Source organism: Rhodococcus sp. 14-2470-1b, assembly GCF_002259415.1.
Taxonomy (GTDB): Bacteria; Actinomycetota; Actinomycetes; order Mycobacteriales; family Mycobacteriaceae; genus Rhodococcoides.
The window spans coordinates 15,938-33,282 of sequence record NZ_NPFY01000036.1; the positions used below are offsets into that span (position 1 = coordinate 15,938).

Annotated in this window: 15 protein-coding genes; 6 read left to right on the forward strand and 9 right to left on the reverse strand. The window is 66.1% G+C overall.

Annotated features, from left to right (window positions below):
* Positions 1 to 7 precede the first annotated feature (7 nt).
* Positions 8 to 406, reverse strand: a complete 399-nt coding sequence (locus tag CH293_RS24685) for a hypothetical protein (protein WP_094721750.1) — start codon at positions 404 to 406, stop codon at positions 8 to 10.
* 423 nt (positions 407 to 829) lie between these two features.
* Between CH293_RS24685 and lexA the strand changes: the two genes are divergently transcribed.
* On the forward strand, positions 830 to 1,528 hold the full coding sequence (gene lexA, locus CH293_RS24690) for a transcriptional repressor LexA (protein WP_019664089.1): 699 nt from the start codon (positions 830 to 832) through the stop codon (positions 1,526 to 1,528).
* A gap of 132 nt (positions 1,529 to 1,660) precedes the next feature.
* Here the strand turns inward: lexA and CH293_RS24695 are convergent, their stop codons facing one another.
* The 3 genes from CH293_RS24695 to ptsP form a co-directional block, all read right to left on the reverse strand.
* Positions 1,661 to 2,803 (reverse strand): acyl-CoA dehydrogenase family protein, encoded by a 1,143-nt coding sequence (locus CH293_RS24695; protein WP_037112885.1) that lies wholly within the window; start codon positions 2,801 to 2,803, stop codon positions 1,661 to 1,663.
* A 101-nt stretch (positions 2,804 to 2,904) separates the two neighbouring features.
* Entirely contained in the window at positions 2,905 to 4,170 is a 1,266-nt protein-coding gene (locus tag CH293_RS24700) for a uracil-xanthine permease family protein (protein ID WP_094721751.1), read from the reverse strand.
* A gap of 23 nt (positions 4,171 to 4,193) precedes the next feature.
* Positions 4,194 to 5,903, reverse strand: coding sequence for a phosphoenolpyruvate--protein phosphotransferase (gene ptsP / locus CH293_RS24705; RefSeq protein ID WP_094721752.1), 1,710 nt, complete (start codon positions 5,901 to 5,903; stop codon positions 4,194 to 4,196).
* A gap of 188 nt (positions 5,904 to 6,091) precedes the next feature.
* On the opposite strand from ptsP, the gene CH293_RS24710 reads away from it, so the two are divergent.
* From CH293_RS24710 to CH293_RS24725, 4 genes are read left to right on the forward strand one after another with little or no spacing between them, the layout of a single operon-like run.
* Positions 6,092 to 6,859 carry a DeoR/GlpR family DNA-binding transcription regulator gene (locus tag CH293_RS24710; RefSeq protein ID WP_037112882.1) on the forward strand — a complete coding sequence of 256 codons (768 nt, stop codon included), beginning with the start codon at positions 6,092 to 6,094 and terminating at the stop codon, positions 6,857 to 6,859.
* A complete protein-coding gene (locus tag CH293_RS24715) occupies positions 6,856 to 7,872 on the forward strand; it encodes a 1-phosphofructokinase family hexose kinase (RefSeq protein WP_094721753.1) in 1,017 nt (338 codons plus the stop codon). Before CH293_RS24710 ends, CH293_RS24715 begins: the two co-directional genes overlap by 4 nt.
* A gap of 10 nt (positions 7,873 to 7,882) precedes the next feature.
* The gene (locus tag CH293_RS24720; RefSeq protein ID WP_037112878.1) at positions 7,883 to 9,964 is read left to right on the forward strand and encodes a fructose-specific PTS transporter subunit EIIC; all 2,082 of its coding nucleotides are present in this window, start codon (positions 7,883 to 7,885) and stop codon (positions 9,962 to 9,964) included.
* Between the two features lie 54 nt (positions 9,965 to 10,018).
* Positions 10,019 to 10,276, forward strand: a complete 258-nt coding sequence (locus CH293_RS24725) for an HPr family phosphocarrier protein (RefSeq protein ID WP_019664096.1) — start codon at positions 10,019 to 10,021, stop codon at positions 10,274 to 10,276.
* Between the two features lie 4 nt (positions 10,277 to 10,280).
* Here the strand turns inward: CH293_RS24725 and CH293_RS24730 are convergent, their stop codons facing one another.
* The 5 genes from CH293_RS24730 to CH293_RS24750 form a co-directional block, all read right to left on the reverse strand.
* Positions 10,281 to 11,306 (reverse strand): hypothetical protein, encoded by a 1,026-nt coding sequence (locus tag CH293_RS24730; RefSeq protein ID WP_094721754.1) that lies wholly within the window; start codon positions 11,304 to 11,306, stop codon positions 10,281 to 10,283.
* A gap of 7 nt (positions 11,307 to 11,313) precedes the next feature.
* Positions 11,314 to 12,762 (reverse strand): GTPase HflX, encoded by a 1,449-nt coding sequence (gene hflX, locus CH293_RS24735; protein ID WP_052059547.1) that lies wholly within the window; start codon positions 12,760 to 12,762, stop codon positions 11,314 to 11,316.
* Positions 12,763 to 12,984: 222 nt separating this feature from the next.
* Positions 12,985 to 13,854, reverse strand: a complete 870-nt coding sequence (gene dapF / locus CH293_RS24740) for a diaminopimelate epimerase (protein ID WP_094721756.1) — start codon at positions 13,852 to 13,854, stop codon at positions 12,985 to 12,987.
* A 19-nt stretch (positions 13,855 to 13,873) separates the two neighbouring features.
* Positions 13,874 to 14,791, reverse strand: a complete 918-nt coding sequence (gene miaA, locus CH293_RS24745) for a tRNA (adenosine(37)-N6)-dimethylallyltransferase MiaA (protein ID WP_094721757.1) — start codon at positions 14,789 to 14,791, stop codon at positions 13,874 to 13,876.
* The gene (locus CH293_RS24750) at positions 14,788 to 15,552 is read right to left on the reverse strand and encodes a hypothetical protein (RefSeq protein WP_217900785.1); all 765 of its coding nucleotides are present in this window, start codon (positions 15,550 to 15,552) and stop codon (positions 14,788 to 14,790) included. Before CH293_RS24750 ends, miaA begins: the two co-directional genes overlap by 4 nt.
* Before the next feature lie 209 nt (positions 15,553 to 15,761).
* Here CH293_RS24750 and CH293_RS24755 point away from each other — a divergent pair, with 209 nt between their 5' ends.
* Entirely contained in the window at positions 15,762 to 17,162 is a 1,401-nt protein-coding gene (locus CH293_RS24755; protein WP_037112869.1) for a DUF349 domain-containing protein, read from the forward strand.
* The last annotated feature ends 183 nt before the right edge of the window (positions 17,163 to 17,345 follow it).

The following is a 17,345-nucleotide window of genomic DNA, read 5'->3' on the forward strand; positions in this document are numbered from 1 at the left end:
CACAGCGCTACGGGCCTACTGTGCCGTCAGGGACCGTGCTGCCGGAGACCGTGCTGCTGAAGACCGTGCCGTCCGAGACCTGGACCGTGACATGGGAGGGCGCGGAAACGGATTCGAGCGACGATGCGCGAAGGTTTGCCATTCCGACGAGCGCCAACAGCACCACAGCGGTCCCCACCACTCCCGCCACCGCACCGAGCACGGTGATGCGCTGACTACGATGCGCCTGATCTGCGCACCCGTCGGCCCGCCGGTCGTGCTGGCCGCCGCGGACCGCGGACACGCCGACATGACGGCGACGCTGCATCGTCGCACGACGCTGCGACTCTGTCTGACGGGTACGGACAGCACGGCGAGTCTGCTGGTGCTGCTCCGTACGGACGGGCCGCTCGGTAGTGATGCTCATCGGAACCTCCGGTGTCGAACGAGACGTGGATTCGAACGCTATTCGATCAGGCGTTCGATGAACGCTTGTTCGAAAGTTCTATCACGCACCTCCGACAAAGTCAGTAGAAAACGCGACACGGATCGAACAGATGTTTGATCCAACAGCGATAACGGGCTAAGTTCGTGTCAGAAACCACACGTCACATCCATCCCACGCGTTCTGGTCTTCGAGCACGTTCGAGTTCCGGCACACGCACGCATCACGCAGGAGGACGCACAAATGAAAGACGAGACCTCTAGCGGGTCGAACGGCACGGGGTCGAACGGCACTGGGTCGAACGGCAAGGCTGCCGGGAAGCCCGCTGTGACGAAAACTGCGGCAGCGAAAACTACGGCGACCAAAAGTACGGCCAGCAAGGCTGCTGCGGGCAAGCCTGCTGCCGTGCCGACCGCGAAGGCGTTCGAGGGCGAGGGAACGGACATCAACGCCGGACTCACCGAGCGTCAGCGCAAGGTGCTCGAGGTGATCCGGGCGTCGGTCACCGAGCGGGGGTATCCACCGAGCATCCGCGAGATCGGCGATGCCGTCGGGCTCACGTCCACATCGTCAGTAGCACACCAGCTGCGCACGCTCGAGCGCAAGGGCTTCCTTCGCCGCGACGCCAACCGTCCTCGGGCCGTCGACGTGCGGGGGCTCGACGAGGTGCAAGCGGATCACGCGGCCGCCGTCGCCGACGGTTCCGCTCCGTCCGAGGACCAGTTGCCGACGCCGACTTTCGTGCCGGTTCTCGGTCGAATCGCCGCGGGCGGACCGATCCTCGCCGAGGAAGCCGTCGAGGACGTGTTCCCACTCCCCCGCGAACTGGTGGGTCAGGGGTCGCTGTTCCTGCTGAAAGTCGTCGGCGAATCCATGATCGATGCAGCAATCTGCGACGGAGACTGGGTTGTCGTGCGTCAGCAGAGCGTCGCCGACAACGGCGACATCGTCGCGGCCATGATCGAGGGCGAAGCAACCGTCAAGACGTTCAAGCGAACCAAGGGTGATGTCTGGTTGATGCCGCACAACCCCTTGTTCGAGCCCATTCCCGGAAACGACGCAGCAATCCTGGGCAAGGTCGTCACCGTGATGCGCAAGCTCTGAACTGCGCTCATATCACCACCTCCCCCATACCGACACGGAGCGAACGTGACGTTCGGTCACTTGAAGTGACCGAACGTCACGTTCGCTCTGTTCCGGGGGGTGCGGCGGCGCGCGCTCGGGGTTACGAAGAGGTCAGAGGTCCAGTCCTCGGCCGATGATCTCCTTCATGATCTCCGTGGTGCCGCCGTAGATGGTCTGTACGCGCGAATCCATGTAGGCCTTGGCGATCGGGTATTCCTTCATGTACCCGTAACCGCCGTGCAGCTGTAGGCATCTGTCGATCAACTTGACCTGGTTCTCGGTTGTCCACCACTTCGCCATGGCAGCTTCCTGCACGGTGAGCGTGCCGGCGTTGAGAAGTTCGATGAACTTGTCGACCATGATGCGTGTCGCGGTCGTTTCCGTGGCCAGTTCGGCGAGCACGAAACGCGTGTTCTGGAACTTGCCGATGGACTTGCCGAACGCCTTGCGGTCCCGGCAGTACTGGATGGTCATGTCCAGCGCGGATTCCATGGCTGCGGCTGCGACGACAGCGATCGAGAGCCGTTCCTGCGGCAGATTCTGCATCAGGTAGATGAAGCCCATTCCCTCCTCACCGAGGAGGTTGGCTGCGGGGATTCGAACGTCGGTGAAACTGAGCTCCGCGGTGTCCTGGGCTTTCATGCCGATCTTGTCGAGGTTGCGTCCGCGCTCGAAGCCCGGCATGTCGCGTTCGACGACCAGCAAGCTGAAGCCCTGCGCACCCTTCTCCGGGTCAGTACACGCGACGACGATGACGAGGTCGGCGTTGATCCCGTTGGTGATGAAGGTCTTGGATCCGTTCAGGACCCACTCGTCGCCGTCGCGAACCGCGCGGGTCTTGATTCCCTGCAGATCACTGCCGGTACCGGGCTCGGTCATGGCGATCGCGGTGATGAGTTCGCCCGAGCAGAACCCGGGGAGCCAGCGCTGTTTCTGTTCGTCGTTCGTGAGCTCGATCAGGTAGGGAGCAACGACGTCGTTGTGGAGAGTGAACCCGATACCGCTGTATCCGCCGCGGGTGGTTTCCTCGGTGACGATGGCGTTGTACCGGAAGTCCTTGACCCCGCCGCCGCCGAACTCCTCGGGTGCTGCCGTTCCCAGGAAGCCCTGCTTACCAGCTTCCACCCAGACGTCACGATCGACGATGTTCTGCTCTTCCCAGCGCGCATGGTTGGGGGCTACGTGCTGGTCCAGAAACTTGCGGTACGACTCGCGGAAGAGGTCGTGCTCGGGTTCGAACAGGGTGCGGTCCACGGGTTACTCCTTCGAGGGTGACACTTGTCGTGCGTTCCCTCGACACTACGACCGCGCCCGACCTCGGTCGATGACCGAGCCGCGCAGGATCGGTGACCGAACTAGCGGGTAGCGAGCCTGCTGAGTGCGCGCAGAGCCGGGTAGCCGACGAGGATGCCCACCGAGCCCCATGCGATTCCGCCGAGGTCGACCGATCCGATGGTCAAGGTCAGGTCGCCGATTCCCGCGACCAGTGCGGCCGCGACGACGGTGAGGTTGACCGGGTCGGTGAAGTCGACCTTGTTGTCGGACCAGATCCGGACTCCCAGTAGGCCGATGAGTCCGTAGAGGACGAGCGTGGCGCCGCCGATGACGCCATCGGGAACCGTGAACACCAGTGCACCGAACTTCGGGGAGAACGCGAGCACGATTGCCGTGACGGCTGCGACCCAATATGCGGCTGTGGAGTACACGCGGGTGGCGGCCATGACCCCGATGTTCTCGGCGTAGGTGGTCGTGCCGGAACCTCCCGCTGCACCCGCGAGCGTCGTGGCCAGCCCGTCGGCGATGAGTGCGTCTCCGGCGAGGTCGTCCAGCGACTTCCCCGTCATCGCGGATACTGCTTTGACGTGGCCGACGTTCTCGGCGACGAGAACGATGACCACGGGCAGGGCGATCAGAACGACGGACAGCTCGAAGGTGGGTCCACGGAACTCGGGCATTCCGATCCATGAGGCGGCCTTCATGGCGTCGAGTTTCGCTGCGTCGATCTGTCCGGCCACCGCCGCGAACACCCAGCCGATGACGACGCCGACGAGAATGCCCAGCCGGCCGAGGAGTCCTGGACCGGCCACGGTCACCACGAGAATGGCCACGAGGGTGACTGCCGCGACGAGTGGTTGCGCCTCGAAGGACGACGTCGCTGCGGGAGCCAGGTTCAGGCCGATGAGCACCACCACGGCACCCGTCACGACGGGTGGCATGACAGCTTCGATCACTCGCCCGCCGGCGAACTTCACGACGAATCCGACTGCGGCCAGCACGATTCCGACGGACATGACCGCACCGAGCTGAGCTGCCGGGCCATCCGCCTGCGCTGCGCTGAGCGGTGCGATGAACGCGAACGACGAACCGAGGTAGCTGGGGATCCGGCCTCGCGTGATGATCAGGAACAGGGCGGTGCCGATTCCGGAGAACAGCAGCGTCGTCGTGACCGGGAATCCGGTCACCGTCGGCACCAGCAGTGTCGCGCCGAACATCGCGATCACGTGCTGCATGCCGATACCCACCGTGCGAGGCCATGACAGCCGCTCGTCGGGCGCTACGACCGCGCCCGCGGAGGGCGTCTTTCCGTCGCCGTGCAGGGTCCATCCGAAGTTTCGACTCACAAGCAGTGAATCCTAGAGGGCATTCACGCCAGAAGCGCGGTGACCGCTGCACGAGCCGCGGTCGAGCTGTCGGTCTTCAGGGCGGCGTCGGCAGCGGCGCGGCACTGGTCGAGCGTGACGGAGGACAATTTCGCCCCGACGTGCGCTACGGCGGCGGACGCCGCGGACAGCGACGTGACCCCCAGACCCACCAACACACACGCCAGCAGTGGGTCTGCCGCCGCCTCACCGCACACCCCGACGGGCTTGCCCGCTGCCGCACCCGCCTTCGCCGTGTGGGCGACGAGCGCGATGACCGCCGGCTGCCACGGATCGGTGAGGTCGGCCAGCTGCGGAGACATCCGGTCTGCGGCCATTGTGTACTGCGCGAGATCGTTGGTTCCGATCGACAGGAAGTCCACGTGTTCGAGAATGTGCTCGGCCATCAACGCCGCGGCGGGAATCTCGATCATCACCCCGGGCTTCAACCCGCGTGCCCGCACGTCGTCCGCGAACGCCTCGGCCTCGGCCGCGGTCGCGATCATCGGGGCCATCACCCACGGCGTCGACCCCGTCGCGGTCGCGGCGGCGGCGATTCCGTCGAGCTGGCGAAGCAGAATTCCCCTGTTCTGCGCGGCGATTCGAATACCGCGAATTCCGAGGGCAGGGTTGGCCTCGTCCGCGTGGTTCGCGAAACGCAACGGCTTGTCCGAACCCGCATCCAGGGTCCTGACGACTACCTTGCGCCCGGCGAAGGCGTCGAGAACCTCGCTGTAGATCCCTGCCTGCTCCTCTGCCGTCGGCTCCACGTCGCGGTCCAGGAAGCACAATTCGGTGCGGAACAGACCGATGCCTTCGGCCGCGGTCAGGCGAGCGGCGCGGGCACCGGCACCGTCCTGGACGTTGGCGAGGATGTCCACGAGATGCCCGTCGGATGTCGAACCCGGCCCGGCCCACTGTGACACCCGATCCAGTTCTGCGCGCGCGTCGGACACAGCCTGCGTGGCCCGAGCCGGGTCCGGTTCGAGCACGATGCTGCCGGCGATACCGTCGACCACCACGGGCGTCCCTTCCGCCACGTCGTCGAGACCGGACACCGCCACGACACAGGGGATTCCGAGCTGACGGGCGATGATCGCAGTGTGACTGGTGGGTCCGCCGAGTGACGTCGCGAGCCCGACGACGAAGTTCGGGTCCAGACCGGCCGTGTCGGCGGGCGCCAAGTCGTCGGCGAGAAGGATGGACGGAACCGTCGGGGCCGGAACACCCGGTTCCGGCGATCCGAGTATCTGCGCGACGACCCGATCCCGGACGTCACGCAGGTCGGTGACGCGCTCGGCCATCAGGCCGCCGAGCTTGGTGAACATCGTTACGAATTGTTCGGTCGCGGCATTGGTCGCCGACGTCGCGGACGCTCCGGCAGCGATGTGCTTCTCGGCAGCCTTCAGCCAACCGCGGTCCTGAGCCATGGCTGCATTGGCCGAGAGCACCTCCGACGCCGCTCCGGTGGCCAACTCTGCGCGGCCCCGAAGCCGACCTGCCACCACGGACGTCGCCTCACGGAACTTCTCGAGCTCGGGCCCGCGTGCCTGCTCGTCCAACACCGTGTCGTCGACGGGCACGTCCGGCCGACCGCCGGGCCTGATCACCGGGCCGTAACCGACTCCGGGTACGACGGGCGTGCCGGTCAGAACCGCCGAACCGGCCAGTGATGCTCCGGTCTCCTGGTTCTCGGCGAGGTGCGATCCCGTCATGTGTCCTCCTTGAACGAAAAGTGCGCGCGGCGAAGTGGGCATGTGTCCGCATCCGCTGTGATCGACTTGTTGTGACTCAGATTACTCTTTGCTCTTGACATGTCAACAGATACGGGCGTAAAACAACATAAACCAACACGTAATTGGGCCAGAGCGCAGCCCGCACGCACGACGGAGAGGAGGAACAGATGTACGCAGAGGAACGTCAACAATCGATTGCAGAGCTGATCACCAGTCGTGGACGTGTCTCGGTGGCCGATCTGTCCACCTCGTTCGGGGTCACCACGGAGACCGTTCGCCGGGACCTGGCGATGCTGGATCGCCTCGGTGTCGTTCGGCGCGTGCACGGCGGTGCGGTGCCCGCGTCGGCTCTGACGGTCACCGAACCCGGCGTCGGTGAACGTGAATACACGCGAGCCGAACAGAAGGATGCGATCGCTGCCGCTGCGGTCGAGTACTTCCCGGGTTCGGGTGGCAGCGTCGTGCTGGACGCCGGAACCACAACGGGTCGATTGGCCGCGTTGATCGGCCCCGACCGTGAGCTCACCCTGGTCACCAACTCCGTTCCGATTGCAGCGAGAGTTGCACCCCTGTCCGGAATCAGCCTTCGGATGCTGGGCGGCCGAGTTCGAGGTGCGACACAGGCGGCCGTCGGCGAGGAAGCACTGACATCGCTGGAGTGGCTGCGGGTGGACGTGGCGTTCATCGGTACGAACGCACTCAGTCTCGGACACGGGCTGTCGACCCCGGACAGCGACGAGGCCGCCGTGAAACGAGCAATGGTGCGCTCCGCCAATCATGTGGTCGTACTTGCCGATTCGTCCAAGATCGGCCGCGAGCATCTGGTCAGCTTCGCCCGACTCGAGAACATCGATGTCGTGGTGACGGACGCCCAGATCGCGGTCTCCGACCGTAAGAGTTTGACCGACAACGGAATCGAGGTGGTGATCGCATGATCGTCACACTGACCGCCAATCCGAGTATCGACCGAACGGTGGTGTTGGATACCGAGCTCGTGCGCGGTGGCGTGCATCGGGCGCGAGCGTCGGTGAGCGACCCGGGAGGCAAAGGCGTCAACGTGGCCAGGGTTCTCACCGCCTCCGGCGTGCAGGCCATGGCGGTGCTTCCTGCATCCGAGCACGACCCTCTGCTCGAGGCTCTGTCCGACAAGGGGGTCCGCTACTGCGCCGTCCCGACGGGCGCGCTCGCTCGGACGAACATCACCGTCAGCGAGCCCGGTGGCGTCACCACCAAGATCAACGAGCCGGGCGCGGAGTTGTCCGAGGCAGCCAGGACTGAACTGTTCGAGACGGTCGTCGACCTGGGACGAGATGCAACCTGGGTGGCTTTGTCGGGATCTCTTCCCCCCGGCATACCTGTCGGCTGGTACGGGGAACTCGTGGCGGCACTGAAGTCCACGACGGCGTGCAAGGTTGCCGTGGACACGTCGGATGCACCGCTTCTCGCGCTCGCGGCGTCGTTCCCCCGTTCTGCGCCGGACCTGATCAAGCCCAACTCCGAGGAGCTCGCGCAGCTCACCGGAGCGGATGCCGAGAACCTCGAGCGTGCGGCAGCTGCGGGGGATCCGACTGCGGCGATCGACGCGAGTCGAATCCTGTTGGAGCGTGGCGTCGGTGCGGTGCTCGCCACCTTGGGCAGCGCGGGAGCGGTCCTGGTGACCCAGGAGGGTGCGTGGTTCGCCTCGCCACCGAAGATCGACGCGATCAGCACCGTCGGCGCGGGAGATTCGTCCCTTGCCGGCTACATCCTCGCCGACATAGAGCGATGCCCACCCGCCGACCTGATTTGTCGAGCCGTGGCGTACGGCACCGCGGCGACGGCTCTGCCCGGCACCACCCTTCCCACCCCCGAACAGACTCGTCCCGACTCGGTGACCGTCGAAGCCGTGCAGTCACCGAATTCACACAACCCACAGCCCTCCCCCAGCTCGAAGACCCTCACCTCGTAGGAGCGACGTCATGTCCACACCCACCAACGATCCCGCGATCATCGCGGAGGACCTCATAGTCCTCGACGCGGACCTCGGTGAATCGAAAGACGCTGTCATCGCACGGCTTTCGACCCTTCTCGCCGACGCCGGGCGCGCCACCGATGCCGAACCGCTCCGCGACGCCGCGCTGGCCCGCGAAGCGCAGTCGGCGACCGGATTGCCGGGCGGCATCGCCATCCCCCACTGCCGCGCCGAGGCCGTCACGACGGCGTCGCTCGGATTCGCCCGTCTGAACCCCAAGGTCGATTTCGGTGCGCCCGACGGCCCGGCCGATCTGGTCTTCCTCATCGCGGCGCCGGCCGGTGCGGGTTCGGCACACATGAAGCTGCTCTCCAGCCTGGCTCGGGCGCTGGTCAAGCCCGAGTTCGTGACATCGTTGCGCGAAGCTCCGACGGCCGCGGACGTCGTCGCTCTCGTCGACGGTGTCATCAACCCCGCACCCAAGGCCACGGCACCGAAGTCGGCAGCTGTCCCTGCTGCTGCGGCCACCACAGCCGGGGCCGCAGTCAGCACGGCCAAGCACTCCGCACCCGAGGCCCCGTCCTCCGCGGCGGAAAATCCCAAGCACATCGTCGCCGTGACTGCGTGCCCCACGGGCATCGCCCACACCTACATGGCCGCGGATTCACTCGTCGCCGCCGGTGATCGCGCGGGCGTCACGGTGCACGTCGAGACTCAGGGATCGAGCGGAAGCACGCCGCTCGACCCAGCACTGATCGCGAGCGCAGAAGCAGTCATCTTCGCCACCGACGTCGGTGTCAAGGGCAAGGAGCGCTTCGCCGGCAAGCCTGTCATCTCGTCCGGAGTCAAACGCGCCATCAACGAGCCCGACGTGATGGTCACCGAAGCTCTGCGCGCATCGAACGATCCGAACGCCGCCCGTGTCTCCGGGACGGCAGCCGATCCAGGCACCGCGTCCTCCGGCGCCGGCGAACTGGGATGGGGCACGCGCATTCGGCAGATCCTGCTGACCGGTGTCAGCTACATGATCCCGTTCGTCGCAGCGGGCGGACTCCTGATCGCACTCGGCTTCCTGCTCGGTGGATACACCATCTCCGAGAGTGCCGAGGACATCGTCGTCAACAACTCGCTCACCGCGTTGCCCGACGGTGGTCTGAAGATCTACCTCGGAGCTGTCCTCTTCCAGATCGGCGCGCTGTCCTTCAGCTTCCTGGTTCCTGCATTGGCCGGTTACATCTCGTACGCCATTGCCGACAGGCCCGGTCTTGCACCAGGTTTCACGGCTGGCGCCGTGGCCGTCCTGGTGGGTGCAGGCTTCATCGGTGGCCTCGTCGGCGGTCTGATCGCCGGTTTCGTCGCGCTGTGGATCAGCAGGTGGAAGATCCCGGCTCTGCTTCGCGGCTTGATGCCGGTCGTCATCATTCCGCTGTTCGCGACTCTGATCGTCGGCGGCATCATGTTCCTCGTGCTCGGGAAGCCGCTCGCCGCCATCACCAGCGGATTGACCAACTGGCTCAACGGCCTGTCCGGTAGCTCCATCATCATCCTCGGCATCATCCTCGGCTTGATGATGTGCTTCGACCTCGGCGGCCCGGTCAACAAGGCCGCGTACGCGTTCGCCACTGCAGGCCTGTCGGTCACCGACACCGCATCGCTGCGCATCATGGCTGCCGTGATGGCCGCCGGCATGGTGCCGCCGCTCGCTCTGGCACTCGCGTCGGCCGTGCGCCCGAAGATCTTCACCGAAGCCGAACGCGAGAACGGCAAGGCCGCATGGTTCCTCGGTGCAGCGTTCATTTCCGAAGGTGCGATTCCGTTCGCGGCCGCCGACCCACTTCGCGTGATTCCGTCGATGATGGCGGGCGGCGCAGTGACCGGTGCGCTCATCATGGCGATGGACGTCACCCTCAGTGCTCCGCACGGCGGCATCTTCGTGTTCTTCGCCGTCGGTGGCATCCTGTGGTTCCTGCTCGCCCTCGCAGTCGGCACGATCGTCGCCGCCGTGCTCGTGATCGCCGCCAAGCAGTTCGCCAAGGGCAAGAACGCCCCCTCGGAAGCGGCCATCGACCCCGACCTCGTCACCGCTTGATCATCACCCCCCTGATCGTCATCGCCTGACCCCCCAACGAAGAAGGAGCAATTCATGCCCAGCACCACAGTCACCGTCGGATCCGCAATCGGTCTGCACGCGCGACCCGCAGCGATCATCGCCGAGGCCGTTGCCGACGCAGGCGTCGACGTCACTCTCGCCGTGGACGGCGAGGAGCCGGTGGACGCCGGATCCGCGCTGATGATCATGACCCTCGGTGCAGCCAAGGGCACCGAGGTGACCGTCGAGAGCGAGGACCAGGCGGCTCTGGACAAGGTGGCTGCGCTCGTCGCGTCCGACCTCGACGCCTGACCCGTCAACGCCGTCGGGCTGCCCCGACGGTGTAGAAGATCGACACGATCGCCAGGACACCGGCGACGGCGAGCGCACCCAGCGGCCATCGGCCACTCGGCTGCTGCGAAGCTCCCGTCGCCGGTGTCGGTGTTTCGACGAGTGCTGTTGCGCCGCTCAGCACTTCGATGGGGGGAACCGGCCCACCTGCGGCTTCGGAGGCAATCAAGAGGTTGCCGTTCGAATCGAATGCGAGTGCCTCACCCTGAGGCTGGGCAGGTAACGCTACGATCTCCGGCTCACCGGACAGAGCTCGTACGACGTCGCCGTCGGGCACCGCGAACAGGTAGGTGTCGGTATACGTCCGCACTGCAGCGACAGCCCCGTCGGCACTCACCGCTCCCCCGGTCGCGAGAATCGACCCGATGATGAACGGCGGACCCCCAGCCGTGTCGGTCCGCTCGAACGTCGATTCCCCGGCCTTCGTGAGAGCGGTGGGCCCCGGTGACGCCAGCTCGGTCACGGATTCGCCACCGGCGGGGACGTAGATTCCGCTCACCCCGGTCGGCTCCTTCGTGACGACGACAGGACGACCACCGGGCTCGATCAGCAGAGCCTCCGCGTCGTGCGGCCCGTCCGGGTAGATCAACCGGTGTAGCTCGCCTTGCCCGGTGACGGGATCCATCCGGGTCAACGCGACGGTGTCACGCCTGCTCTGATTGTCACCTGTATCGGACAACCAGAGGTCACCGTCGTACGAGGCCATGTCCTCCACGTCGTACGGGTCGACCGGAACGTCCAGCCACCGTGTCACGGCACAGCTGTCGTCCAGGACGGCCACCCGGTGATCGGTTCCGCTGTCACCGATCGCATACAGCACACCGTCGACGAATGTCATCCCCGACAACTCCTCGAGTGCCGGGTCGGTCGGAGTGCAGTAGGTGTCCGACGGTTCCTGCCGCACCTCCGGCCGAGCATGGGCGGTCGATGCGCCGGCACCGACGGTCAGCGCCGCCACTGCTACGGCTACCGCAAGGACACCCGGACGCACGCCGATGTCAGACAGCAGCCGGTTCGTACGCGAACTCGGCCAGGACGGAGGCCAGTGCCGTCGGAACTCGCGCCTCGACCCGAGTGCCGTCGCTCTCGTGCGACGACTTGGAGATCCGTCCCTCGGTGTGAATGCGTGCGACGAGATCGCCTCGCGTGTACGGAACGAGGACGTCGATCTCGGCTTCGGGCCACGCCAGAATCTCACCGAGATGATCGCGCAGTTCGTCGATTCCCTCGCCGGTACGAGCCGACACGAACCGCGCTCCGGGCAGAAGCCCGCGAAGCTGGGTCAACTGGACCGGATCTGCTGCATCGATCTTGTTCACGACGATCAGCTCCGGCGGCATCGTCGAGTCACGTTCCTTGACGACGTCGACAATGACTTCCCGCACGGCCTTGATCTGGTCCGTGGGCAGCGGATCCGACCCGTCGACGACATGCAGAAGCAGATCGGCGTCGGTGACTTCTTCCAATGTCGAACGGAATGCTTCGACCAGCTGCGTCGGGAGATGCCTGACGAAGCCGACCGTGTCGGTGAGGACGATGGCTCGCCCGTCTTCCAGCGTGGACTTTCGCGATGTCGGATCCAGGGTGGCGAACAAGGCGTTCTGAACCAGGACACCCGAACCCGTCAGCGCGTTGAGCAGTGACGACTTACCCGCATTGGTGTAGCCGACGATCGCGATGTTGGGGGTCGTGCTCTTCAGCCTGCTCTCGCGTTTGGTGTCGCGGGCTTGTTTCATGCCCTTGATCTCCCTGCGGAGCTTCGCCATGCGCTCGCGAATCCGTCGGCGATCGGTTTCGATCTTGGTCTCACCGGGTCCGCGAAGGCCCACACCGCCATTGCTGCCTGCACGGCCGCCGGCCTGACGCGACATCGATTCACCCCAGCCGCGCAGACGCGGAAGCATGTATTCCATCTGCGCGAACGCGACCTGCGCCTTGCCTTCACGCGATGTCGCGTGTTGGGCGAAGATGTCCAGGATCAGTGCGGTCCGGTCGATGACCTTGACCTTCACCACTTTCTCCAGTGCGTTGAGCTGCGCGGGTGTGAGCTCACCGTCGCAGATCACCGTGTCGGCGCCGGTGGACAGCACGACGTCCCTCAGTTCGTGCGCTTTGCCCGAGCCGATGTACGTAGCGGTGTCCGGCTTGTCTCGTCGCTGAACCAATGCGTCCAGTACTTCGGAGCCCGCTGTTTCCGCGAGTGCGGCGAGCTCGGCCATGCTGCTCTCCACCTGCGCTGCGGTTCCGGTCGTCCACACCCCGACCAGGACGACGCGTTCGAGCCGAAGCTGGCGGTACTCGACCTCGGTGACGTCCGCGAGTTCCGTGGACAACCCGGCGACGCGCCGGAGAGCGGTGCGCTCCTCGAGCTGCATGTCGCCCGTCGACGGTCTGCTGTCGGAGCTGCCATCACCCTGATCGGACGCGGGAAGCGGAGAGCGCGCGATCCTCTTGGACCACGCTTCGCTCTCTTCACGCGTCCAGGCGGACCCGTTCTGCGAGTCGTCGGCGTGGTCGTGATTCTGTGTATCCGTTATTTCCGTCAATCCTTAGGTCCGGGAATCGAACGATTCCGGTTGTTACAACTCGTTGTCTGTCCAACTTCATCCATGATCCACGAAATCCCCAGCGTGTGCACGCGAGTTTCCCGCTCCCGCCCGGTCGTGGGCTCATGCGATGCGACGCCACCAGTCGTCGTCGACGTCGCCGCTCGCCAGCAGTACGGACGGGCCCCGCAGCGTTGCGCCGGAATCGTCGATCGACACGGTGACCTCGCCGCCGGGTACACCGACCACGACCTGGCCGGAGTCGAGCCCTTCGTACGACAGCGCCGCGGCCGCGGCCGCGACCGTGCCGGTACCGCACGAGCGCGTCTCCCCCACACCACGTTCGAACACGCGCATGTCCACCCGGCCGAACTGCAGGCGGGTGAGGATTTCCACGTTCGCGCCCGCGGTGAAGAAGTCACCGTCCAGTTCGGGTGCCGACGAGAAGTCCATCCCGTCGAGCGCGGTGACGTCCAGGTCGGGGTCCACGCACGCGAGGTGCGGGTTGCCGACGTCGATACCGATGCCCTCGAAGCGGCGGCCCCCCAGTACTGCAGCACTCGACCCCATCAGATGCACGTCGCCCATCTCGACGGTGACGTCGGCGGTGGTGTCGTCGAAGCGATGGACCGTGACCGGCCTGGCTCCCGCTCGTGAACCGACGACGAATCGATCCTCGGTCTCGAGCCCGGTGGCCCGCAGGTAGTGGGCGAACACCCGCACCCCGTTGCCGCACATCTCGGCGATGCTGCCGTCACCGTTGCGGTAGTCCATGAACCAGTCCTCGGCGGACACACCCGCAGGCAGGCGATCCAGCACACCTGCGTCACGCAACTGCCCTGCCCGTGCAACGCGCAGCACTCCGTCGGCACCGAGACCGCGACGACGGTCGCACAGAGCGGCGACCCGGGGCCGAAGTAGCTCGATCTGGACGTTCGGATCCTGCAGCACGACGAAGTCGTTCTGCGTTCCGTGACCTTTCGCGAAGTGCATGACCGGAAGTCTATCCGCGCTACAGCGCCTCGAGCGCGGACGCCAGCAGGGACGGGTTCGCACCGTCGAGCCAATGCACCCGTGGGTCGCGCCGGAACCACGAGCGCTGTCGACGTACGTATCGGCGGGTGCCGATGAACGTGCGTTCACGTGCGTGGTCGAGGTCGCTCGTGCCGTCGAGAAACGCCAGGACCTGCGCGTAACCGATCGCGCGCGAGGCGGTGACACCGTCCTTCAAACCGACGTCGATCAGCGCGCGCACCTCGTCGACGAGGCCCGCGGAGAACATCAGATCGGTACGACGCGCGATCCGCTCGTCCAGTTCGGTGGTCTCCCGGTCGACGCCGAGCAAGCGCGTTCCCCAGCGGGGCTCGCCGATGGTCGGTGCCGACGCCGCGAACGGTGCTCCGGTGATCTCGACGACCTCGAGTGCCCGCACCATGCGTCGACCGTCCGTGGCAAGGATCGACGCCGCGGCCTCCGGATCCTTCAGCGCGAGCTCACGGTGGACCGCCTCGGTACCTCCGTCGGCCAACACCTTCTCCCATTTGGCGCGGACATCGGGATCGGTTGCGGGAAAGGACCACTCGTCGAGCAGAGATTGCACGTACATCATCGACCCACCCACGATGAGGGGGACCTTGCCGCGCGCGATGATGTCCTCGACGTCACGTACCGCCGCGCTCTGATAGTTCGCCACCGTCGCGGTCTCGGTCACGTCGAGGACGTCCAACCGGTGATGCGGAATTCCGCGACGATCGTCCAGCGCCAGCTTGGCGGTGCCGATGTCCATGCCGCGGTACTGCTGCATCGCATCGATGTTGACGACCTCGCCGCCGAGCGTTTCCGCAAGATCGAGACCCAGATCGGACTTACCCGTTGCCGTCGGCCCGATCACGGCGATCGGCCGCATGCTCTCGCTCGATACGTCGGTCATCGTGCGAGGGTCCAGGTGCCGACGAAGTAACCGACCCCGTACGGAGCACCCCGGTAGAGCGTGCGTACATCGACGACGTCGTCACCGACGACACCGGCTGCGGTTTGCCAGGCAGCCAATCCGCCGACCCCGACCTCGCCGCAGAGCACGGGGTCGAGCCGGGTCAATGCTCCTGTATCGGCTGCGGCAAGAGCGTCGTCGATGTCACGCTGAACCGACTCGGCTCGATCGTCGTAGGAACCAGGTGCCTTGGGAGTCAATGTGGTCGCACCGTCGGCGACGACCAACAGCCCCCAATCGGTCCCCCGCCCGTCGATCTCGGTTCTCAGGTTCGCCCCGAATCGCCGGTGATCGTTCGCAACGCCACGATCTGCGACCAGCTCGACGTCGACCGCGATCTCGCTCGATCCCTCCCCCGCCGACGCCTGCCCCGCCGACACCTGCCCCGCCGACACCTGCCCGCGGAGCCATCCCGCGATCAGCGCAGGCAACGGCATGGTGGGATCGGACTCGGAGTCACCGTTGGACAGATCGACGCGCACATCGACGCCGTACCCCGTGAACGACCCCGCGGCGGGGTGCGTGATCCGACGAGCGACGTCGGCCACACCGATCGCCACCCAGGTGTCAGCGACCGATGCGAGGTAGGAGGCAGCGTCGCAGGCAGCCGCGCGGACGTCGATCGAGTCGGCGGCACCACTTCCCGTCAATTCGGGCACCAGGAGGGGCGGGGACGGCACCAAGGCCACGGCACGTAACACGGGACCCAACGCTAGCCGGTGATGCAGTACCGGGACGACGCGGCAGCGACCGCATGCGAAGACACTCGGCGTCGTAATCGCCGGACGAGCACACCAACCTCGCCCGCACCTGTTTGAATGGTTCGATCGGTCGATACCGACCGATGGTGGTGAAGCACTCGATACAGCGCGATACAGGCAGCCGTGACGCGCGGCAGAGATGAGGAACGATGACCGACACCGACGGCCACACCAGCGGGGAGAACACCCCCGGTGCTCCCAAGCCCGGCGGCCCCAAGCCCGGCGGCCCGAAACCCGGCGGCTCCAAGCCTGGTAGTCCGAAGCCTGGTGGCGGCCCCAAGCCTCATCCGGTGGCGACGCACGTCACAACCGTGACGCCCGCCCTGGCGGCGCCGAGTGATCCGAGCAAATTCGGACGGGTCGACGACGACGGCACGGCGTGGGTCAGGACCGCTGACGGTGAACGACAGATCGGCTCGTGGCAGGCCGGTGACGCGGCCGAGGGTCTAGCGCATTTCGGTCGCCGGTACGACGATCTGTCCACCGAGATCGCTCTGCTCGAGGCCAGGCTCACCGCCGGTTCCGGGGACGCGAAGAAGACCAAGGCCGCCGCGGAAGCACTGGCCGAGACACTGCCCACCGCCGCGGTCATCGGCGACCTCGACGCGCTCGCCGAGCGACTGCAACTCGTCGTCGAACACTCCGAGACTGCCGCCGCCGTTGCGCGCCACGAGAAGGAAGCCGAGCGCGCCGCACACACGGCACGCAAGGAAGAGCTCGCCGCCGAGGCGGAACAGATCGGTACTGAGTCCACGCAGTGGAAGCACGCAGGAGATCGTCTGCGCGAAATTCTCGACGAGTGGAAGACCATCCGCGGAGTCGACCGCAAGGTCGACGACGCACTGTGGAAGCGCTACTCCAAAGCTCGCGAGAACTTCAACCGTCGCCGCGGAGCACACTTCGCAGACCTGGACCGAGAGCGCGGGGCTGCGAAAACACGCAAGGAAGAACTCGTTGCGCAGGCCGAAGCCCTGTCCTCGTCCACCGAGTGGGGCCCCACAGCGGCAGCGTTCCGGGACCTGCTCACCGAATGGAAAGCCGCCGGACGCGCACCCCGCGACGCCGACGACGCACTGTGGAAGAACTTCAAAGCGGCGCAGGACGTGTTCTTCGCAGCACGCAACGCCGCAGCGTCCGAACGTGACGCCGAGTTCGAGGCGAACGCAGTCGCCAAGGAGGAACTGCTCCAGAAGTACGCCGGCATCGACCCCGGCGCCGACCTCGACGCCGCCCGCGCCTCACTCCGCGATTTGCAGGAGAAGTGGGACGCACTGGGCAAAGTGCCCAGAGACAAGATGCAGGAACTCGAAGGCAAGCTACGCGCCATCGAGAAATCGGTTCGCGACGCCGTCGACGCACAGTGGCGTCGGACCGATCCCGAAGCGCTCGCCCGCGCCGCCCAGTTCCGCGAGCGCGTCGAGCAGTTCGAGGAGCAGGCCGCCAAAGCATCCGCCGCGGGCAAGGAAAAGGACGCCGAACGCGCCCGCGAACAGGCGCAGCAATGGCGCGAATGGGCCGACGCCGCCGAAGGCGCGGTCGGCGAGCTCTAGCCGTTTCCCGACAGCACGCACCCGCCCCGGAGAGCACCCCCGTCCCGGAGCGCACCCCCGTCCCGGAGCGATAGCGCCGTTCGGTCAGTCAGACTGACCGAACGGCGCTTTCGCTCCGTTGTGCTTTCGCTCCGCTGTGCTTTCGCTCCGCTGTGCTTTCGCTCCGTTGTGTGTTCGCCCGAG